This is a genomic window from Streptomyces sp. NPDC048291, from assembly GCF_043201715.1.
Classification (GTDB): Bacteria; Actinomycetota; Actinomycetes; order Streptomycetales; family Streptomycetaceae; genus Streptomyces.
Window position 1 is genome coordinate 63,653 of the sequence record NZ_JBICZC010000005.1, and the last position, 23,546, is coordinate 87,198.

General features: G+C 75.0%; 3 protein-coding genes. 2 read left to right on the forward strand and 1 reads right to left on the reverse strand.

Features of this window, described 5'->3' with window-relative positions; translation table 11 throughout:
- The first annotated feature begins 13 nt into the window (after window positions 1-13).
- Together ACGF5O_RS14350 and ACGF5O_RS14355 are read left to right on the forward strand one after the other, a co-directional pair.
- Window positions 14-22,123 carry a non-ribosomal peptide synthase/polyketide synthase gene (locus ACGF5O_RS14350; RefSeq protein WP_393810190.1) on the forward strand — a complete coding sequence of 7,370 codons (22,110 nt, stop codon included), beginning with the start codon at window positions 14-16 and terminating at the stop codon, window positions 22,121-22,123.
- Between the two features lie 45 nt (window positions 22,124-22,168).
- Entirely contained in the window at window positions 22,169-22,372 is a 204-nt protein-coding gene (locus ACGF5O_RS14355; protein WP_189262309.1) for an MbtH family protein, read from the forward strand.
- A 67-nt stretch (window positions 22,373-22,439) separates the two neighbouring features.
- Here the strand turns inward: ACGF5O_RS14355 and ACGF5O_RS14360 are convergent, their stop codons facing one another.
- The gene (locus tag ACGF5O_RS14360; RefSeq protein WP_393810191.1) at window positions 22,440-23,522 is read right to left on the reverse strand and encodes an iron-siderophore ABC transporter substrate-binding protein; all 1,083 of its coding nucleotides are present in this window, start codon (window positions 23,520-23,522) and stop codon (window positions 22,440-22,442) included.
- Window positions 23,523-23,546 lie beyond the last annotated feature (24 nt).

Sequence of the window (23,546 nt, forward strand, 5' to 3'; positions counted from 1 at the left end):
GGCACGGGCAGCTGTGTCGGGCAACAGGCGTTCTTCCGCACCTTCTTCCGCGGCTTCGACTTCGACGGCGCGGACGGCATCCACGGAGGAGTACTGGCGGGAACGGTTCGCCGCACCGGCACCGGAGACCTCACTGCCGTTCGACTTCCCGCACCCGGCGCGCCCGCGGGAACCAAGGCCGCGCGAGGTCCGCACGGCCGAACTCGGCCTGACGGCCGACGCACCCACCCTGCTCGCCGCCTTCGTCGCCCTGCTGCACCGCTACGGCGGCGGCACGGCGCAGGAGCTGACGGTCGCTCACGAGGGCCTGCCGCTGCGGCTTCCGGTGAACGGCACCATGACGTTCGCCGAGTTGCGCGACCACGTCACGGCCGCCCACGCGCAGGCCGCCGCCCACCGGCTGCCCACCGCGGAGCTGCTACGGCTGCTCGCTCCCGAACCCGGCCGTGGCGGCGCCCTGTTGTGCGCCGTCGGCTTCGGCCCTTCGCCCTGGGACGAGGGCGGCCCACTGGACCTGGCGCTGTCCGTCACCGACCTGTCCGTCGCCGACCTGTCCGCGAGCGGCGCGGAGTTGTGCGCGGACTACGCCGCCGACCTCTTCGAACCCGCCACCGTCGACCGGATCCTCGGCCACTACGCCGCGCTCCTCGCCGACGCCCTAGACCGGCCCGGCACCCCCGTCGCCGACCTCCAACTCCTCGGCGCAGGCGAACGGCGGCGGATCCTGGCCGACTGGAACGACACCGGCCACGACGTGCCGGCCCGCACCTGGCCGCGCATGTTCGCCGACCAGGTCGCCGCCCGCCCCGACGAGGTGGCCCTCGTCCACGGGGACGTCCGCCTCACCTACGCCGAACTCGACGCCCGGGCCGCCCGGTTGGCCCATGCCCTGGTCGCCAGGGGCGCAGGTCCCGAGCAGGTCGTGGCGCTCGCCGTACCCCGCTCCGCGGAGATGATCGTCGCGGAGGTCGCCGTACTGAAGACGGGCGCGGCCTACCTCCCCGTCGACACCGACTATCCGGCCGACCGCATCGCGTACATGCTGGAGGACGCCCGGCCGGTCTGCCTCGTCACCACCGCCGACACGGTCCCCGACCTGCCGCCGGGCCCGGCGACGCTGGTCCTCGACGCCCCGGAGACCGTCGCCGAGCTGGCCGCCCACCCGGCCCACGACCCCGCCACCGCCGACGCGTTGACGGTCGCGCACGCCGCGTACGTCATCTACACCTCCGGCTCCACCGGCCGCCCCAAGGGCGTGGTGCTCTCGCACGCCGGAGTCGCCAAGCTGGTCGCCACCCAGCGCGAGCGGTTCGGGATCGGCCCGCACAGCCGGGTCCTGCAGTTCGCCTCGCCCAGCTTCGACGTGGCCTTCTGGGACCTGTGCCTCGGCCTGCTCTCCGGCGGCCGGCTGGTCGTCGTACCCGCCGACCGCCGGGTGCCCGGCGCGCCCCTCGCCGACTACGCGAACGAGCACGGCATCACCTTCATGATCCTGCCGCCCGCTCTCCTCGCGGCCATGCCCGACGACGTGCGACTCCCGCCCACCGCAACCCTGCTGGCCGGCACCGAGCGGGTCTCGCCCGAGCTGGTCGGCCGCTACGCGCGCGGCCGGATGATGTTCAACGCGTACGGGCCCACCGAGGCCACCACCAACTCCACCCTCGGCCGGTGCGACCCGGACACCCCGGCCGGCACCATCGTGCCCATCGGCGTCCCCGACCCCGGCACCCGCGCCTACGTCCTCGACGACCGGCTGCGGCCCGTACCGGCCGGTGTGGTGGGGGAGTTGTACCTCGGCGGCGCCGGACTCGCCCGCGGCTACCTCGGCCGGCCCGCGCTGACCGCCGAACGGTTCGTCGCCGACCCGTTCGGCGCGCCCGGCGAACGGCTCTACCGCACCGGCGACCTGGTCCGCTGGAGGTCCGACGGGCGCCTGGAGTTCCACGGCCGCGCCGACAGCCAGATCAAGATCCGCGGCTTCCGCATCGAGCCCGGCGAGATCGAGTCGGTGCTGCGCGCCCACCCGGCCGTCGACCAGGCCGCCGTCGTGGTCCGTGAGGACCGTCCGGGCGACCGCCGCCTCGCCGCCTATGTCGTGCCCGCCCTGGACGCCCCGGACGCTCCGGACGGCACCGCCGGGGCCGACGAGGCCGTGTCCGACTGGAAGGACCTGCACGAACTCCTCTACTCCGCCGCCGGATCCGACGGCTTCGAGGAGAACTTCGCGGGCTGGAACAGCATGTACGACGGCCTGCCCCTCCCGCTCGCGGACCTGCGCGAGTGGCGGGACGCGACCGTCGCCCGGATCCGCGAACTGCGGCCCCGCCGCGTCCTGGAGATCGGCGTCGGCAGCGGCCTGCTGCTCTCCCGGATCGCCCCCGACTGCGCCGAGTACGTCGGGTGCGACCTCTCCGAGGAGGCGGTCCGCGCGCTGCGCGCCCAGGTCGGCGCCGTACCGGAGCTGGCCGGCAAGGTCACGCTGCACGCCCGGCCCGCACACGGGCTGACCGGGCTCCCCGAGGGCCACTTCGACACCGTCGTCGTCAACTCCGTGATCCAGTACTTCCCGGGCGCCGACTACCTCACCGACGTCCTGCGCTCGGCCGCGCGCCTGCTCGCGCCCGGCGGCGCGCTGTTCGTCGGCGACGTGCGCAACCTGCGGCTGCTGCGGACGCTGGCCACGGCCGTCGAGTCGGGCCGCGGCCGGACGGAGGACAAGGAGGCGCTGCGCGCCGCCGTCGACCGGGCCGTCGCCTGGGAGGGCGAACTCCTCGTCGACCCGGACTACTTCGCGACCCTGGACGGCTTCACCGCCGACGTGCGCGTCAAGCGCGGCGCCCACCACAACGAGCTGACCCGTTACCGGTACGACGTCGTCCTGCGCCCGGGCACCGAACCGGGCCCGGACGACTCGGCTCCGGCCGCCTTGGCCTCGGTCGCCTCGGTCGCGGCGGCCTTGGCTCCGGTCGCCTCGGCCGCGGACGCCTTGACCTCAGCGGCCTCGGCCCCGGTGCCCTGGTCCGCGTTCGGCACCCCGGACGCCCTCGGCGACCGGCTCGCCGCCCCGGACCGTCCCGCGCACCTCCGTGTCACCGGCATCCCCAACGCCCGTCTCGCCCCCGACCTGGCCGCGCTCGGCGCCCTCGACGACAGCAGCCGTACCGGCAGCGCGGGCGTCGACCCGGAGACCCTGTACGAGACCGCCGCCCGGCACGGCTACCGGGCCGCCCTGACCTGGACCGCGGACGCCGAGGACGGCAGCCTGGACGCGGTGTTCGCGCGCGGCGACGACACCCCGCTCGGCCCGCTGTACCTCCCCGGCCGGGCCCGGCCCGAGGCGCACCCGCACACCAACCGTCCCGCACCGTTCCGCAACGTCACCGCGCTGATGGCCGGGCTGCGCGCGCACGCCGCCGAGTTCCTGCCCGAGTACATGGTCCCGGCCGCCCTCGTCCCGCTGGACCGGCTCCCGGTCACCCCGAGCGGCAAGCTCGACTCCGCCGCCCTGCCGGTCCCGGACTACGGCCTGCTCAGCTCGGGCCGCGCCCCGCGCACCGAACGCGAGCGCCTGCTGTGCGACCTGTACGCGCGGGCCCTGCGGGTGCCCTCGGTCACCGTCGACGACGACTTCTTCGCGCTCGGCGGGGACAGCATCGTCGCCATCCAGTTGCTCGTCCTGGCCCGCCGGGCCGGTCTGGAGCTGACCCCGCGCGACGTCTTCCGGCACCGCACGGTCGACCGGCTCGCCGGGGTCGCCCGCACCGCCGACGCCGCCTCCGCCGAGGACCCGGCCGGCACCCCCTGGGACCCGCCCACCGCCGACGAACTCGCCGCGCTCCAGGGCGACGCCCCGCTCACGGTCGCCGAGGTCCTGCCGCTCGGCCCGCTCCAGGAGGGCTTCTTCTTCCACGCCCTGGTGGACGGCGCCGAGCACGACGCCTATGTCGTCCAGCAGGTGGTCGAACTCGCCGGACCCGTCGACGGCGGCCTCCTCCGCCAGGCCGCCCAGCGGCTCCTCGACCGGCACGCCCCGCTGCGGGCCTGCTTCCGTCAGCTCCCGGACGGCCGCCCCGCCCAGCTCGTGGCCACCGGCCTCGACGTGCCCTGGCGTGAGGTCGACCTCTCCGCCCAGGATCCCGCGGTCCGTACCGGCCTCGCCGCGGCCGTCGCCGCCGACGAACGCGCCCGCCGCTTCGACCTCGCCCACCCGCCGCTGCTGCGCTGCGCCCTGCTCCGCCTCGGCCCGGACCGCAGCCAACTGGTCCTGACCTTCCACCACATCGTCGCCGACGGCTGGTCCCTGCCCGTCCTGCACCGCGAACTCCTCGCCCTCTACGGCGAGGAGCCCGCGCCACTCCCCGAAGTCGCCCCGTACCGCGGCTACCTGGCCCGCGTCGCGCGCGCCGACCGGGAAGCCGCGCGGAACGCCTGGCGCACCGCCCTCGCCGGGATCGACGAGCCCACCCGCCTGGTCGGAACCCCGGCGGCCACCGGTCCGGTCGAGCCCGCCCAGCTCCGCGTCGAGCTGCCCGAGCGCACCACCGCCCGGCTCACCGCCCGCGCCCGCGAACACGGCGTCACCCTCGGCACGGTCGTCCAGGCCGCCTGGGGCCTGCTCCTCGCCGGACTCACCGGCCGCCAGGACGTGGTCTTCGGCACCACCGTCTCCGGCCGCGACGCCGCCGTGCCCGGCATCGAGTCGATGGTCGGCCTCTTCATCAACACCCTGCCCACCCGGCTGAGCTGGGCCCCCACCGAAACCCTCGGTGCCGTCCTGGAGCGCCTCCAGCAGGAGCAGAGCGCCCTGCTGGACCACCAGCACCTCGGCCTCGCCGAGATCCAGCGGGCCGCCGGGCACGCGGGCGACGGCGAACTCTTCGACACCCTGGTCGTCTTCGAGAACTACCCCGCCGAACCGAACCTCGCCGACCCCACCGGCACGGTCCGGCTGGCCGGGCACGCCTTCCACGACGCCGTGCACTATCCGCTGGCCCTGATCGTCAAGCCCGGCCGCCGCCTCGACCTGCGCCTCAAGCACCACGCGAACCGGATCCCCGGCGAGGCCGTGCGACTGCTCGCCGACCGGCTCACCCGGGTCCTCGACGCCCTCGCCGAGGACACCGCACGCCCGGTGGCCGCGCTGGACCTGCTCGTCGAGGGCGAGCACGTACACGTCGACGGCGAGCGGCGCGCCGTACCCGCGACCACCCTGCCCGCCGCCATCGCCGCCCAGACCGCCCGCACGCCTGACGCCACCGCCGTCGTGTACGAGGGCGCCACCCTCACCTACGCCGAACTCGACGCCCGTGCCGAGCGGTTGGCCCGCCGCCTGCGCGCCCGCGGTGCCGGGCCCGAGCGGTTCGTCGCCGTCGCGGTGCCGCGTTCGGCCGAGTTGATGGTCGCGCTCCTCGGGGTGCTCAAGTCGGGCGCCGCCTACCTGCCGGTCGACCTCGACTACCCGGCCGACCGCATCGCCTACATGCTCAGCGACTCCGGTGCCCGGACGGTCATCACCACGGCACGGGACGCGGTACGCCTTCCGGCGGTGGACGGACTGGAGATCCTGCACGTCGAGGCGGAAGTGGCGGAAGAGGAGGAAACGGAGGAAACGGAGGAAGCGAAGGGCGAGGAGCCGCAGGACGTACCGCGGTCCGCGCCTCTCACCCCCGACCACCCCGCCTACCTCATCTACACCTCCGGCTCCACCGGCCGACCCAAGGGCGTCGTCGTCACCCACCGCGCGATCGGCAACCGGCTCGCCTGGATGCAGGGCGCGTACGGACTGGCCGCCGACGACCGGGTGTTGCAGAAGACCCCGTCCAGCTTCGACGTCAGCGTCTGGGAGTTCTTCTGGGCGCTGCGCGAGGGCGCCGCGGTCGTGCTCGCCGCGCCCGACGGGCACCGCGACCCCGCCTACCTGGCCCGGCTGATCCGGGCCGAGGGCGTCACCACCATGCACTTCGTGCCGTCGATGCTGGACGCGTTCCTCGCGTCCGAGGAGGTCACCGCCGATCCCGCCTGGGCGGGCGGCCTGCGTCGCGTCTTCAGCAGCGGCGAGGCCCTGTCGGGCGCGGCGGCCCGGCGCTGGCGCGACCTGACGGGCGTACCGCTGCACAACCTGTACGGCCCGACCGAGGCCGCCGTCGACGTGACGTACCACGCCTACGACGGTGCGCCCGGTACGGTCGTGCCCATCGGGCGGCCCGTGTGGAACACCGGTCTGCGGGTGCTGGACTCGTGTCTGCGCCCGGTGCCGGACGGGGTGCCCGGCGAGCTGTACCTGACCGGCGTCCAGCTGGCCCGCGGCTACCACCGGCGGCCCGCGCTCACCGCCGACCGCTTCGTGGCGGACCCGTACGCCGCCGCGCCCGGCGTCCCCATGTACCGCACCGGCGATCTGGTGCGCCGTCGCCCCGACGGTACCCTCGACTACCTGGGCCGCACCGACCGGCAGGTCAAGCTGCGCGGCAACCGGATCGAACTCGGCGAGATCGAGGCCGCGTTGACCCGGCACCCGGCGGTGGCGCGCGGTGCCGTGGTCGTCCGGGACGGGCGGCTCGTCGCCTACGCGGTCCCCGCGGCCGGTGCCGTCGCCGACCCCGCCGACCTGCGGGCCGCCCTCGCCGGGGCGCTGCCCGCGCCGCTGGTCCCCGAGGCGTACGTCGTCCTCGACGACCTCCCGCTCACCCCCAGCGGCAAGCTCGACCAGGCCGCACTGCCCGTCCCCGAGGCCGAACGCGCCGCCCGCCGGGAACCCGAGGGCCCCCTGGAACGGCGGCTCACCGGGATCTTCGCGGCCGTCCTCGGCATCGCCGACGTCGGCCCGGACGACGACTTCTTCCGGCTCGGCGGCGACAGCATCAGCTCCATCGGCGTCGCCAGCCGGGCCCGCGCGGCCGGCCTGGACCTCAGCCCACGGGACGTGTTCACCCACCGGACCCCCGCCGCGCTCGCCGGCACCGCCGGCACCGTCACGCGGGAAGCGCCCAACGCCGCTGCCGCCTTCACCCTCACCGACGCCGAACACGCCCGGATCCGCGCGCTCGCCGCCCCGGCCGCGGTCGCCGACGTCTGGCCGCTGGCCCCTCTCCAGGAGGGCCTGTTCTTCCACTCGGCCTACGACCAGGGCGCGTTGGACGTCTACACCGTCCACGAGACCTTCGACTTCGCCACCGGCCTCAACCCGGCCCGGCTGCGCGCCGCCGCCCGCACCCTCCTGGACCGCAACCCGGGCCTGCGCGCCGGGTTCACCAGCGAAGGCCTCGACCAGCCGGTGCAGTTCATCGTCGAGACCCCGGAGATCCCGCTCGACGAGGTCGACCTCTCGCACCTCGCGGCCGTGGAACAGGACGCGCGCGTAAGGGAGTTGACCGACGCCGAGCGCAACCGGCGGTTCGACCTGTCCGCGCCCCCGCTGTTCCGGCTGCTCCTGCTGCGCCTCGGCGCCGAGCGCGGCGACCGCCTGGTCGTCGGCCGTCACCTGATCCTCTGGGACGGCTGGTCGGCCTGGCTCTTCCTGGACGAGCTGTTCGCCCTGTACGAGTCGGGCGGCGACGCCTCCGCGCTGCCCGCCCCCGGCAGCTACCGGGACTACCTGACCTGGCTCGACCAGCAGGACGACACCGTCGCCACGGCCGCCTGGCGGACCGCGCTGGCCGGTCTGGAGGAGCCCACCCTGCTGGCCCCGACCGCCGCCGACGGGCTCGAACCGGTCATCCCCGACCGGCTCGACGTCCGCCTCGGCGCCGAACTCGGCGACCGGCTGCGGGAGACCGGCCGGGTCCACGGCCTCACCCTGAACACCCTGCTCAACGCGGCCTGGGGCCTCACCCTCGCCTCCGCGACCGGCCGTACCGACGTCGTGTTCGGCACCACGGTCGCCGGCCGGCCCAGCGAGGTCCACGACGTCGAGAACATCATCGGCCTCTTCCTCAACACCGTCCCCACCCGGATCGCCCTCGACCCCGCCGAACCGGTCCTCGGCCTGCTCCGCCGCGTCCAGGGCGAACGCCTCGACCTGATGCCGTACGAGCACCTCAGCCTCGGCGTGCTCCAGGCCGAGACCGGGCACCGCAAGCTGTTCGACACCCTGTTCGTGCTGCGCAACAACGACACCGAGGACCGGCTGGCGGAACTGCGCACCCGGCACGGCGCCACCGCCGTCGCCAACGTCGACGCCACCCACTACCCGGCCAACCTCGTCGTCACCCCCGGACAGCGGATCACGGTCACCCTCACCCACCGGCCCGACTTGGTCCCGGCCGACCGCGCCCGCGCCCTGCTCGACCGCTTCACCCTCCTCGTCGACCGGCTCACCGCCGACCTCACGGCCCCCGTGGGCTCCCTCGACCCGCTGCTGCCCGCCGAACACGCGGCGCTGCGCGAGGAGTGGGCGTCCGGCCGGGTCGAGGTCCCCGAGGAGACCGTCGCCGACCTGCTGGCCGCCCAGGCCGCCCGTACCCCGGACGCCCGCGCCCTCGTCCTCGGCGAGCGCGCGCTGACCTACGCCGAACTCGACGCGGCCGTCAACCGGACGGCCCGGCTGCTCGTCGAGCGGGGCGCCGGTCCCGAGCAAGTGGTCGCGCTCGGCCTCGGCCGCTCCCTCGACATGGTGGTCGCGCTCTTCGCCGTGCTGCGCACCGGCGCCGCCTACCTGCCCCTGGAGCTGGACCACCCGGCCGACCGGCTCTCCCTGATGCTGGCCGACGCCCGCCCGCTGCTCCTGCTCTCCACCGCCGCCGTCTCCGCGACCCTCGACGGCGACGGCCTGCCGCGCCTCCTGCTCGACGACCCGGCGGTCCGCGACGAACTGGCCGGCCTCCCCGACACCCCCGTCCGCCGCCGCTTCAGCCTCGAACACCCCGCCTACGTCATCTACACCTCCGGCTCCACCGGCCGCCCCAAGGGCGTCGTCACCCCCTACCGGGGCCTGACCAACATGCAGCTCAACCACCAGAAGGAGATCTTCGAACCCGCGATCGCCGCGGCGGGCGGCCGGCGGCTGCGGATCGCGCACACCGTGTCCTTCGCCTTCGACATGTCGTGGGAGGAGCTGCTCTGGCTGGTCGAGGGCCACGAAGTGCACGTCTGCGACGAGGAGTTGCGGCGCGACGCGCAGGCCCTGGTCGCCTACTGCGAGCGGCACCGCATCGACGTCGTCAACGTCACGCCCACCTACGCGCGGCTGCTGATCGAGCAGGGCCTGCTGGAGGGCCACGTCCCGCCGCTCGTGCTGCTCGGCGGCGAGGCCGTTCCGGAGACGGTGTGGGCGGCGCTGCGCGACACCGAGGGGACGTACGGCTACAACCTGTACGGGCCGACCGAGTACACCATCAACACCCTCGGCGGCGGCACCCTCGACTCCGACACCCCCACCGTCGGCAGGCCCATCCGCGGCACCCGCGCCCACCTGCTGGACGCCTGGCTGCGCCCGGTGCCCGACGGCGTCCCCGGCGAGCTGTACATCGCCGGGATCGGCCTGGCCCGCGGCTACCTGGACCGGCCGGGACTGACCGCCGAACGGTTCGTCGCCGACCCGTTCGGGGAGCCCGGCGAGCGCATGTACCGCACCGGCGACCTGGTGCGCCGGAACCCCGACGGCAACCTCGACTTCCTCGGCCGCACCGACGACCAGGTGAAGATCCGCGGCTACCGGATCGAGCCCGGCGAGATCGAGGCCGCCCTCAGCCGCCACCCGCTGGTCTCCCAGGCCGCCGTCGTGGTCCGCGGCGAACGCCTCGTCGGCTACGTCGTGCCCTCCGGCGCCGACCCCGCCGACCGCACCGCCGCCGAGGCCGCCCAGGTGGGGGAGTGGCAGGAGATCTACTCCGACGAGTACGAGGAGATCGGCACCGCCGTCTTCACCGAGCAGTACGACGGCTGGGACAGCTCCTACGACGGCCGGCCCATCCCCTTCGAGCAGATGCACGAGTGGCGCGAGGCCACCGTCGCCCGCATCCGCGCCCTGAACCCGCGCCGCATCCTCGAAATCGGCGTCGGCTCAGGCCTGCTGCTGTCCCGGCTCGCCCCGGACGCGGCGGAGTACTGGGCGACCGACTTCGCCGCCCCGGTGATCCGCAAGATCGGCGCGGAGCTGCGGGACCGGGACCCCGAACTGGCCTCCCGGGTTCAGCTGCGCTGCCGGCCCGCCGACGACCTGAGCGGGCTGCCCGCCGGCCACTTCGACACGATCGTCGTCAACTCCGTCATCCAGTACTTCCCGAGCATCGAGTACCTCACCGCCGTCATCGACGGCGCCATGGAACTGCTCGCACCCGGCGGCGCCCTGTTCGTCGGCGACGTCCGCAACCTGCGGCTGGCCCGCACCTTCCACACCGAGATCCAGCACGCCCGGGGCACGGCCGAGTCCGAGCTGTCGGCGGCGGTGGAGCGCGGGCTGCGCCTGGAGAAGGAACTCCTGGTCGACCCGGACTACTTCACCACCCTCGGCTACCACGTCGACCTGCGCACCAAGCGCGGCCGGCACCACAACGAGCTGACCAGGCACCGCTACGACGTCGTCCTGTACGCCGGCGAGCCCGGCGTCCGACTCGACGACGCGCCGACGGTCGAGTGGAGCACCGCCCACACCGTGGGCGAACTCGCCCGCGGCGGCCTGACGTCCGGAGTCGTCGGACAACTCCTGCGCGATGCGGGGGAGCTGATCGCCCGCGTGGGCGAACGCCCGCGTGCCGGGCGGCCCGCGGCCCTGCGCGTCACCGGCATCCCCGACGGCCGCATCCGCGAGGACGGTGTCGACCCGGAGACCCTATACGCACTCGGCGCCGACGCCGGCCACCGGGTCCTCACCACCTGGTCGCCGGGGGCCGGGACCTACGACGCCGTGTTCCTGGGCGCCGAACACCGGCTCACCGCGGGCCTGTTCCGGCCCGGCGGCGGCACCGCCCCCTACGCCAACGACCCGACCGCCGCCCGCGAGACCGGTGCCCTGGTCCGGCGGCTGCGCGAGGACCTCGGACGCGAACTGCCCGAGTACATGGTCCCGGCAGCCTTCGTCACCGTCGACGGCCTGCCCATGAACGCCAACGGCAAGCTGGACGTGCGCGCCCTGCCCGAGGCCGAGCCCGCCGTCGCCCTCGGCGGCGGACGCGGCCCCCGCACCCCGCGGGAGGAGGTGCTCTGCCGCCTGTTCGCCGAGGTGCTCGGGCTGCCCGAGGCCGGTGCCGAGGACAACTTCTTCGACCTCGGCGGCCACTCGCTGCTCGCCACCCGGCTGGTCAGCCGCGCCCGCACCGAACTGGGCGCCGAACTCGCCATCCGCGACCTCTTCGAGGCCCCCACCCCGGCCCGGCTCGCCGCCCGCGTCGGCACGGCGAGCCCCGCCCGGCCGCCCGTCACCCCGGTCAGGGACCGGCCCGCCCGGATCCCGCTCTCCCCGGCCCAGCGCCGGCTGCTGCTCGTCGAGCAGATCACCGGCAGCGGCGTCGCCTACAACTTCCCGCTGGTCTTCCGGCTGCGCGGCGACCTCGACACCGAGGCCCTGCGCGCCGCCCTGCGGGACGTGGCCGCCCGCCACGAGGCGCTGCGCACCGTGTTCCCGGCCCTTGACGGCGAGCCGTACCAGCGGATCGTCCCCGCCGAGGACGCGCACCCGGCCCTCACCGTGGCCGCCGCCACCGAGGAGGCGCTGCCCGCGCTGATCGAGGCGGCCCAGCGCCGCCCCTTCGACCTGACCGCCGAACTCCCGCTGCGCTGCGAGGTGTTCCGGCTGGCCGACGACGACCACGTGGTGGCCGTCGTGCTGCACCACATCACCACCGACGAGTGGTCCGACCGGCCGTTCCTCGCCGACCTGGACACCGCCTACGCGGCCCGCCGCGCGGGTACGGCCCCGGAGTGGGCGCCGCTGCCCGCGCAGTACGCCGACTACACCCTGTGGCAGCGGCAGTTGCTCGACGCGACCGGCGAGGCCCAACTCGCCTACTGGCGTGAGGCGCTGCGCGACCTCCCGGAGGAGCTGATCCTGCCCGCCGACCGGCCGCGCCCCGCCGAGCCGACCGGCCGCGGCGGCAAGGTCCGGCTGGAGCTGCCCGCCGCCACCGGCCAGGCCCTGCGCGACCTCACCGCATCCACCGGCACCAGCATGTTCATGCTGTTCCAGGCCGCCACCGCCGCCCTGCTCCGGCGGCTCGGCGCGGGCGACGACATCCCCCTCGGCTCGCCCGTCGCGGGCCGCACCGACGAGGCCCTCGGCGACCTGGTGGGCTTCTTCGTCAACACCCTGGTCCTGCGCACCGACCTGTCCGGCGACCGGCTGACGTTCCGTGAACTCCTCGGCCGGGTCAGGGAGTCGTCGCTGTCCGCCTTCGAGCACCAGGACCTGCCCTTCGACCGGGTGGTGGAGGCCCTCAACCCGCCCCGGACGGCCGGCCGCAACCCGCTCTTCCAGGTCATGCTCGGCTACCATCACCGGCCCGACGGCGACCCCGACGTGCTGGGCCTGGCCACCGAGTGGTCCGACATGGACACCGGCATGGCCAAGTTCGACCTGCACTTCACCTACGTCGACGAGTCCGACCGGGTGGTCCTGGTCCTGGAGTACGCCACCGACCTCTTCGACCCCGGCACGGCCGAGGCCCTGGCCGACCGCGCGGCCCGGCTCCTCGCGCACGCCGCCGCCGCACCCGACGCCCCGCTCGGGGACCTGGACATCCTGCACGAGGACGAGCGGGCCCGCGTCCTCACCGGCTGGAACGACACCGCCAGGACCGTCCCGGACGTCACGCTCCCCGAGCTCTTCCGCGCCCAGGCGGCCCGCACCCCCGACGCGACCGCCCTCGTCTTCGAGGAACAGCGGCTCACCTACGCCCAGTTGGACGCCCGCGTCGAGCGCACCGCCCGGGTCCTGGCCGGACTGGGCGCGGGCCCGGAGCGGACCGTCGCCGTCGCCCTGCCGCGCTCGGTCGACCTCGTCGTGGCCCTCCTGGCCACCCACCGCGCAGGAGCCGCCTACCTGCCGCTGGACCCGGACTACCCGGCGGACCGGCTCGCCCTGATGGTCGAGGACGCCCGGCCGGTCTGCGTGATCCGCGACGCCCTGCCCACCGGCCCGGAGGCGCCGCTCCCGACGTCGTACGACCCCCGGCACCCGGCCTACGTCATCTACACCTCGGGTTCCACCGGCCGTCCCAAGGGCGTGGTCGTCCCGCACGCGGGCATCGCCAACCGGCTGCTGTGGATGCAGGACACCTACCGCCTCGACGCCGACGACCGGGTGCTGCAGAAGACGCCGTCCAGTTTCGACGTGTCGGTGTGGGAGTTCTTCTGGCCGCTGATCACCGGCGCCACGCTCGTCGTCGCCCGGCCCGAGGGACACCGCGACCCCGCCTACCTGGCCGCGCTCATCCGCGAACAGGGCGTCACCACCGTCCACTTCGTGCCCTCGATGCTCCAGCTCTTCCTGGAGGAGCCGACGGCCGCCGGCCGCACCGGACTGCGCCGCGTGCTGTGCAGCGGCGAGGCCCTCCCGGCCGCCCTCGCCCGCCGCTGCCACGAGGCGCTCGACGCCGAGCTGCACAACCTGTACGGCCCGACCGAGGCGTCCGTCGACGTCACCGCGACCGAGATCGGCCCCGGCGCGACCGCCGTCCCCATCGGCCGCCCGGTCTGGAACACCCGCCTGTACGTCCTGGACGCCGGCCTGCGCCCGGTGCCGCCGGGCGTGCCGGGCGAGCTGTACCTGGCGGGCGTCCAGCTGGCGCGCGGCTATCTGGACCGGCCCGGGCTGACCGCCGAGCGGTTCGGCGCCGACCCGTACGGCCCGGCCGGGGCCCGCATGTACCGTACCGGCGACCTCGCCCGCTGGACGGCCGACGGCACGGTCGAGTACCTCGGCCGCACCGACGACCAGGTGAAGGTGCGCGGCTTCCGCGTCGAGCCCGGCGAGATCGAGGCCGTGCTCACCGCCCACCCGGCCGTCGCGCACGCCACCGTCACCGTGCACGGCCAGGCGCTCGTCGCCCACGTCGTCCCCGCCGCGGGCCCGGTGGTCGACGCGACCGCCCTGCGCGCCCACGCCGCCGCCGTACTCCCCGCCCACATGGTGCCGGCCGCCTACGTCACCCTCGACGCGCTGCCGCTCACCCCGAACGGCAAACTCGACCGCAAGGCCCTGCCCGCCCCCGAGTTCACCGCGGGCACGGGCGACGGCACCGCGCCGCGCAGCCCGCGCGAGGAGATCCTCACCGCCCTGTTCGCCGACGTCCTCGGCCGCGAACGGGTGGGCGTGGCCGACGACTTCTTCGCGCTGGGCGGCCACTCGCTGCTCGCCATGCGCCTGGCCGGCCGCGTCCGCACCGCGCTCGGCGCGGAACTGACGGTCCGTGACGTCTTCGAGGCACCCACGGTCGCCCTGCTCGCCGCCCGCACGGACACCTCCGACGCCGGGCCGCGTCCCGCGCTCGCCGTCCCGCGCCCGCTTCCCGAACGGCTGCCGCTGTCCGCCGCACAGCGCAGGCTCTGGCTGCTCGCGCAGGTCGACGGCGCGAGCACCGCGTACAACCTCCCCTCGGCCTGGCGGCTGACCGGCCCCCTGGACCGGGACGCCCTCCAGGCCGCCCTGAACGACGTGGCCGCCCGGCACACCCCGCTGCGGACCGTCTTCCCGGCGGTCGACGGAATCCCGTATCAGCGGATCCTCGCCGATGCGCAAGTCCCCATGGAGAGTGCCCCGTTCGGGGAACTCGCCGGCCGGGCGGCGCACGTCTTCGACCTGGAGCGCGAACTCCCGCTCCGTGCCACCCTGTTCGAGACCGGCCCGGACGAGCACGTCCTGCTGCTCCTGCTGCACCACATCGCCACCGACGAGTGGTCCGACCGCCCCCTGTTCGCCGACCTCGCCACCGCCTACGCCGCCCGCACCACGGGCCGGGCCCCCGACTGGGCGCCGCTGCCCGCGAGTTACGCCGACTACACGCTCTGGCAGCGCGACCTGCTGGCCGCGACCGAGCCGGGACTGCTCGCCCACTGGACCGGGACCCTGCGCGGGCTGCCCGCCGAGCTGGACCTGCCCACCGACCGGCCGCGCCCCGCCGAGCCCACCGGGCGCGGCGGCACCACCGGCTTCACCGTCCCGCCCGCCCTGACCGGCGCCCTGCGCGGCCTCGCCCGCGCCCACGGCGTCAGCATGTTCATGGTGGCCCAGGCCGCGGTGGCCGCGCTGCTGCACCGACTCGGCGCCGGAGACGACATCCCGCTCGGCGCCCCGGTGTCCGGGCGGTCCGACGAGGCCCTCGAAGACCTGGTCGGGTTCTTCGTCAACTCCCTGGTCCTGCGCACCGACCTGTCCGGCGACCCCACCTTCACCGAACTGCTCGACCGGGTACGGGAGACCGACCTGTCCGCCTACGAGCACCAGGACCTGCCCTTCGAACGGCTGGTGGAGGCCCTCAACCCCGAACGCTCGCTGGCCAGGCACCCGTTGTTCCAGGTGATGGTCGTCCACCTCGCCGGACCCGGTGACGGCCCCGCGCTGCCCGGCCTCACCGCCCGCCGCGAGACCGTCGGGCAGGACAGCGCCAAGTTCGACCTCAGCTTCGACTTCGTCGAGCAGGGCGAGCGCATCGACGGCTGGATCGAGTACAGCGCCGACCTCTTCGACGAGCCGACCGCCGTACTCCTCGCCCGCCGCCTGGAGTCCCTGCTCACCCAGGTCGCCGCCGACCCCGGCCGCCGCGTCGGCACCCTCGACGTCCTGCGCGACGACGAACGCGCCCTGGTCCTCACCGGCTGGAACGACACCGCGAGGGCGGTCCCCGACCTCACGCTCCCCGAGCTGTTCCGCGCCCAGGCGGCCCGCACCCCCGCCGCCCCGGCCGTCATCTTCGAGGGCACCCCGCTCACCTACGCCGAACTCGACCGGCGCGTCGAACGGCTGGCCCACACCCTCGCCGCGCACGGCGCCCGCGCCGAGACCACCGTCGCCGTCGCCCTGCCGCGCTCCGCCGCCCTCGTGGTGACCCTGCTCGCCGTGCACCGCGCGGGCGCCGCCTACCTGCCCCTCGACCCCGGCTACCCGGCCGAGCGGCTGGCGTACACCCTCGCCGACGCCCGCCCGGCCTGCCTGGTCACGGGGGAGGGCGTCGCCGTCCCGGACACCGGCGTGCCCCGCCTCACGGTGACCGCCGACGGCACCCCCGACCACCCGGCCGACGCCCCCCTGCCCACCTCCTACGACCCCCGGCACCCGGCCTACGTCATCTACACCTCGGGTTCCACCGGCCGCCCCAAGGGCGTGGTCGTCCCGCACGCGGGCATCGCCAACCGGCTGCTGTGGATGCAGGACACCTACCGCCTCGACGCCGACGACCGCGTCCTGCAGAAGACCCCGGCCGGCTTCGACGTGTCGGTGTGGGAGTTCTTCTGGCCGCTGATCACCGGCGCCACGCTCGTCGTCGCCCGGCCCGAGGGACACCAGGACCCGGCCTACCTGGCCGCGCTCATCCGCGAACAGGGCGTCACCACCGCCCACTTCGTGCCGTCCATGCTGCGCGCCTTCCTCGACGAGCCGGCCGCCGCGAGCTGCACCGGCCTCCGCCAGGTGATGTGCAGCGGAGAGGCCCTGCCCGCACCGCAGGCCGCCCGGTTCCGCCGACTCCTCCCGGACACCCGGCTGCACAACCTCTACGGCCCGACGGAGGCCTCCGTCGACGTCACCGCCCACGAGGTGCCGGCCGATCCGGACGCCGTGCCGATCGGCCGCCCGGTGTGGAACACCCGCACCTACGTCCTCGACGCCGGCCTGCGCCCGGTGCCGCCGGGCGTGCCGGGCGAGCTGTACCTGGCGGGCGTCCAGCTGGCGCGCGGCTATCTGGACCGGCCCGGGCTGACCGCCGAGCGGTTCGTCGCCGACCCGTACGGCCCGGCCGGGGCCCGCATGTACCGCACCGGCGACCTCGCCCGCTGGACGGTCGACGGCACGGTCGAGTACCTCGGCCGCACCGACGACCAGGTCAAGCTGCGCGGCTTCCGCGTCGAGCCCGGCGAGATCGAGACCGTGCTCGCCGCGCACCCCGCCGTCGCCCACGCCACCGTCGTGGTCCGCGACGACCGGCTCGTGGCGTACGCCGTCCCGGCCCCCGGCGCCCCCCTGGACTCCGCGGCCCTGCGCGCGCACGCCGCGGCCGCACTGCCCGAGTACATGGTCCCGGCCGCCGTGGTCACCCTCGACGCCCTCCCGCTCACCCCGAACGGCAAGCTGGACCGCCGGGCCCTGCCCGCCCCGGACTTCGCCGCCGAGGTCGGCGACACCCGGCCGCGGACCCCGCTGGAGGAGACCCTCGGCGCCCTCGCCGCCGAGGTGCTCGGCCTCGAACGGGTCGGTGTGGACGACGACTTCTTCGCCCTCGGCGGGGACAGCATCGTCGCCATGCAACTGGTCGCGAGGGCCCGCGCCGCCGGGCTGGCGTTCAGCCCGCGCGACGTGTTCCGGCACAAGTCGGTGGCGGGGCTGGCCGCGGTGGCGACCACCGCCACGTCCGGGGACCGGGCCGAGGAGACCGTCCTCCTCGACCTCACCGAAGCCGAACGCGCCGAGGTCGCCGCCCTCCCCGCCGGCACCGACGTACTGCCCCTCTCCCCGCTCCAGGCCGGACTGCTCTTCCACGCGGCCCTGGACTCCGGCGACGAGGGACCGGACGTCTACACCGTCCAGATCTCCTACGACCTCGAAGGCCCCGTCGACGCCGACCGCCTGCGCGCCGCGGCCCAGGACCTGCTCGACGCCCACGAGAACCTGCGCAGCGGCTTCCGGTACCTGTCCTCCGGCCGCCCGGTGGCCGTCGTACCGCGCACCGCCGTGCTGCCCTGGCGGCAGCTCGATCTCACCGATGGCGACGAGGCGGCCTGGACCCGGGTGCTCGGGCAGGAGCGGCGCCGCTTCGACCCCGAACGGCCGCCGCTGCTGCGCCTGTTGCTGGCCCGCACCGGCCCGGACCGGCACCGCCTCGTGCTCTCGCACCAGCACCTGCTCCTCGACGGCTGGTCGCTGCCGCTGCTCACCGCCGAACTCTGGACGCGCTACGAGGGCCGCACCCCGGCCCCGCCCGCCCCCTACCGGGAGCACCTGCGGCTGCTGGCCGCCCAGGACCCGGCCGCCTCCGCCACCGCCTGGACCGAGGCCCTCACCGGCCTCGCCGAACCCACCCGGCTCGCGCCCGCCGATCCCGACCGGGCCGCCGCCGTCCCGCACACCCACACCGTGGAGCTGGACGCCGGGCGCACGGCGGAACTGGAGGCGTTCGCCCGGCGCACGGGCGTCACCGTCAACACCCTCGTGCAGGCCGCCTGGGGCGTGCTGCTCGGCCGGCTCACCGGACGCGACGACGTGGTGTTCGGCGCCACCGTGGCGGGCCGTTCGCCCGAACTCCCCGGTTCCGAGGCGATGATCGGGCTCTTCATCAACACGATCCCGGTCCGGGTGCGGATCCGCCCCGAGGAGAGCACGGCCGCCCTCCTGGAACGGCTCCAGGACGAGCAGTCCCGGCTCATCGCCCACCAGCACCTCGGCCTCGCCGACATCCAGCGCACCGCCGGACTCGGCGAACTCTTCGACACGCTCGTGGTGTTCGAGTCGTACCCCGTGGCGGAGACCGACCAGGACACGGGTGCCGCGCCGCGTGCCACGGTCCGCGAGCACGCGGACTCCACCCACTATCCGCTGGCCTGGGCGGTCGAGCCCGCCGAACGGCTGCGGGTGACGGCCGAGTTCCGCCCCGACCTGTTCGAGGCGGCCACCGTACGGCGGATCACGGCCGCCCTGACCGGCCTGCTCACCGGCATGGCCGCCGACCCCGGGCGCCCCGTCGGCCGCCTCGACCTGCTCGGCTCCGCCGACCGCTACACCGTCCTGGAGACCTGGAACGACACCGCCCTCCCGGCCGCCGAACGCCTCGGCACGGTACCGGCGCTGTTCGCCGCCCAGGCCGCCGCCACTCCGGACGCGGTCGCCGTCACCGACGGCCGCACCACCTGGACCTTCGCCGAACTCGACGCCCGTAGCGCTAAGTTGGCCCGCATCCTGGCCGGGCACGGCGCCGGACCCGAGCGGATCGTGGCCCTCGCCCTGCCCCGCACCGCCGACCACATCGCCGCCATACTCGCGGTGATGAGGGCGGGCGCCGCCTACCTGCCCCTCGACCCCGACCTGCCCGCGGCCCGCGTCACCGACATGCTCGCCGACGCCCGCCCGGTGCTGGTCCTCGCCACCGACGCGACCGCGGGCGCGCTGCCCGCGACGGACGTCCCCGTCCTGCGGCTCGACGCCCCGGCGGACCGCCTGCCCGAGGCCGAGCCCACCGCCCCCGGCCCCGACCACCCCGCCTACGTCATCTACACCTCCGGCTCCACCGGCCGCCCCAAGGGCGTCGTCGTCACCCAGCGCGGCGTCGCCAACCTCTTCCACAGCCACCGCCACGACCTGCACGACCTCGCCAAGGAGCGCACCGGGCGGCGGCACCTGCGGGTCGGACACGCCTGGTCGTTCTCCTTCGACGCCTCCTGGCAGCCGCAGCTCTGGCTGCTGGACGGACACGCGCTGCACATCGCCGACGACGACACCCGCCGCGACCCCGAACTCCTCGCCGCCTTCGTCCGCGACCGGGACATCGACTTCATCGAGGTCACCCCCTCCCTGCTCGCCCGGATGGCCGACAGCGGCCTGATCGGGCCCGACGGAGACTGCCCGCTCGCGGTGGTCGGCTTCGGCGGCGAGGCCGTCGCCGACGCGCTGTGGCGGCGCCTCGCCGCGCTCCCGGACACCGAGGCGGTCAACCTGTACGGCCCCACCGAGGCCACCGTCGACGCCCTCGTCGGCCGGGTCCGCGACAGCGCCCGCCCGGTCGTCGGCCGCCCCGTCCACCACTCCCGCGCCTACGTCCTGGACACCGCCCTGCGCCCGGTCCCGCCCGGCGTCACCGGCGAGCTGTACCTGTCGGGACCCGGCCTGGCCCGCGGCTACCTCGGCCGGCCCGACCTCACCGCCGAACGCTTCGTCGCGGACCCGTTCGGGCTGCCCGGGGCCCGCATGTACCGCACCGGCGACCTGGCCCGCTGGACCGAGGACGGGCTGCTCGAATTCGCCGGACGCACCGACGACCAGGTGAAGATCCGCGGCTACCGGGTCGAACTCGCCGAGATCGAGGCCGCGTTGGACAGCCATCCCGCGGTCGCGCGGAGCGTCGTCGTGACCCGTGAACACCGGCCCGGAGTGCGGCAGTTGATCGCCTACGCGGTCCCGGACGGTGCGAACGGCGCGAAGGGCACAGGCGGCACAGGCGGCACGGGTGGCGCGGAGTTGCGCGCCCACGCCGCCGCCCGCCTGCCCGACTACATGGTCCCGGTCGCCGTGGTCGTCCTGGAGCGGCTGCCGCTGCTCTCCAACGGCAAGCTCGACCGGGCCGCCCTGCCCGCCCCCGACTTCACCGCCGCGGGCGGCGGCCGGGCCCCGGAGAACGACACCGAGCGCGGCCTGCGCGCCCTGTTCGCGGACGCCCTCGGGTTGCCCGCCGAGGCGATCGGCACGGACGACGACTTCTTCGCCTTCGGCGGGGACAGCATCGTCGCCATGCAGCTCGTCGCCCGCGCCCGCTCGGGCGGCCTGCGGATCACCCCCCGCCAGGTCCTCCAGCACCGCACCGTCGCCGCCCTCGCCGCCGTCGCCGTCCCGCTGGGCGCGGGCGACCGGCGGGCCGCCCACGACGACGGCACCGGCACCGTCCCGCTCACCCCGATCATGCGTGCCCTGCTCGACCGCGGCGGCCCCATCGCCGCCTACCACCAGGCGGCCCTGCTGCGGACCCCGGCCGACCTCACCGAACCCGGCCTGCTGACCGTGCTCGGGGCGCTCGCCGCCCGGCACGACATGCTCCGGGCCCGGCTGGTCCGCACCCCGGAGGCCGCCCTGTCGGTGCCGGCGGCGGGCGACACCGACGTACGGACCTGGCTCGCCAGGGTCGACGTACGCGAGGTGGCCGCGGACGTGAGCGCGCTGCGGGACGCCATCGCCCGGCACGCTCCGCGGGCGTTGGCGGGGCTGGACCCCGAGGCCGGGGCGATGGTGCGGGCGGTGTGGTTCGACGCCGGTCCCGACCGGCCCGGACGGCTGCTGCTCCTCGTCCACCACCTGGTGGTCGACGGCGTCTCCTGGCGCGTGCTGCTGCCCGACCTGGCCACCGCCTGGGCCGCCGTCCGCGCCGGGCGTACCCCCGAACCGGCCCCGGTGGAGCTGTCGTTCGCCCGCTGGTCACGGCTGCTCGGCACCCGCGCGGGCGAACCGGCCGCCGAGGACGAGTTGCCCTGGTGGACCTCCGCCCTCGCCGCGGGCGCCGACCTGCCCCTGGCCCGGCCGCTCGATCCGGCGCGGGACACCGTCGCCACCACCCGCCACCTGTCCCTCTCCCTGCCGGCCGCCGTCACTGGCCCGCTGCTCAGCCGGGTCCCGGCCGCCTTCGGGGCGAGCGTCAACGACGTCCTGCTCACCGCGTTCGCCCTCGCCGTCGGCGACTGGCGGGCCCGGACGCTGGGCGCCGCGGGTGCCGGCGGTCCGGTCCTGGTCGACCTGGAGGGCCACGGCCGCGAGGAGGAACTCGCGGGCGACGCCGACCTGTCCCGCACGGTCGGCTGGTTCACCAGCGTCGTCCCGGTACGGCTCGACCCCGGTGCGTCCGGCCCCGACGCCCTGACCGGCGGTCCCGCCCTGGACGCGGCGGTGGCCCGGATCCGCGACCACCTCACCGCCCTCCCGGCGGCCGGCATCGGCCACGGCCTGCTGCGCCGGCTCAACCCCGCGACCGCCCCGCTCCTCGCCGAACTCGCCGAGCCGCAGATCGAGTTCAACTACATGGGCCGCTTCGACCGCCCCGCGGCAGCCGACTGGTCCTACGCCGCCGAGGAGGACGCCGCCGACCTCGACGCCGACCCCGGCATGCCGATGTCGCACGCGCTCACCCTCAACGCCCTCACCGAGGACCGTCCCGAGGGCCCGGAACTCGGCGCCCACTGGGCGTACGCGGCCGGACTGCTCACCGAGGAGGCGGTACGGGAGCTGGCCGAGACGTGGTTCCGGGCGCTGGAGGCGGTGGTGGCACGCGCGGACGAACTGAACTGACCCACCGCACCCGTCGAACAGACCGAAAGGCAAGGACCCCCTGACATGAGCAACCCGTTCGAGAACCCCGACGGCGTCTACTCCGTCCTCGTCAACGACGAGGGCCAGTACAGCCTGTGGCCCGACTTCGTGGACGTACCGGCCGGCTGGACGGTCGCCCACGGCCCGGCCCCCCGGCAGGAGTGCCTGGACCACATAGAGACCCACTGGACGGACATGCGGCCCAAGAGCCTGGTCGAGGGCTCCTGACGGACGCAACGGGAAAGGGGGGTGGCCCGGTGTCGAACCGGGCCACCCCCCTTCCCCCTTTCCGCGCTCAGGACGCCGGCTGCTCCACCTTCGTCGACGCCTTGCCGTCCACCGCCGCCGCCAGCTGCGGCACCAGGCGGTCCAGGACGTAGGGGATGCTCAGCACGGTCGACAGCGACACCGCGTTGCCGTAGTCGCTGGTCTCCTTGATGTAGACCTCACGACCCTGCTTCACCACGTTCAGATCGCCGTAGACCGGGTCGCTGTGCAGCTTGGTGACCGAGGTGGTGGTGTCCGGCGCGATCCACACGGCCACGTCCTGGTCGAGCAGGTCGTAGCGCTCCTTGCTGATCTGGGCGCCGAACTGGTCCCCGATCACCTTGTCGAGGTCCTTGGGCAGCGAGAAGCCGAGGTCGGACAGGAGCCGGGAGCGCGGGTCCTCGCTGCCGTAGACGAACACGCCCTGGTACGGGGTCGCCATGACCGCCGTGGCCCCGGAGAACGCGGGGTTCGCCTTCTTCGCCGCGGCGAACTTGGCCTCCACGCCCGAGACCAGCGTCTTCGCCTCGTCCGCCTTGCCGAGGGCCTGCCCGATCTCCTCGGTCTGCTGCTGCCACGGCACGCCGTAGTCGTTGTACTGCTTCGGCTGGGCCACGACCGGCGCGAATTTCGACAGGCTCTCGTACTGGGTCTTCGTCAGCCCCGAGTACACGGCGAGGATCAGGTCCGGCTTGAGCGCGGCGATCTTCTCCACCTGCGGGCCGGTGCCGGTGTCCTTGAGCACGGTCGGCGCGGGGGAGCTGCCCAGCTTGTCCTGGGCCCAGGGGCCGATGGCGCCCTTGTAGCCGCCGAGCCACTCGGTCGTGCCGACCGGGACCTTGCCGAGGGCGAGGACGGCGTCCTGGTCGGTGAGGCCGACCGTCACGATCCGCTCGGGTGCGGACTTGATGGTCGTACTGCCGAACTTGTGGGCGATCGTCACGGGGAACGCGTCGGCGGACGAGCCCTCCGCTCCGGAAGAGGAGGAGGAAGAGGACGAGCCGGAGTCGTTGTCGGAGTCGGAGGAGCCGCAGGCGACCGCCGTCGCCGTGAGCAGGATGACGGAGGCGAGCAGGCCGGTGAGCCTGGACACTCTGGTGACGCGGGGCATCGGCTGATCCTTCTGTTCTTGGCC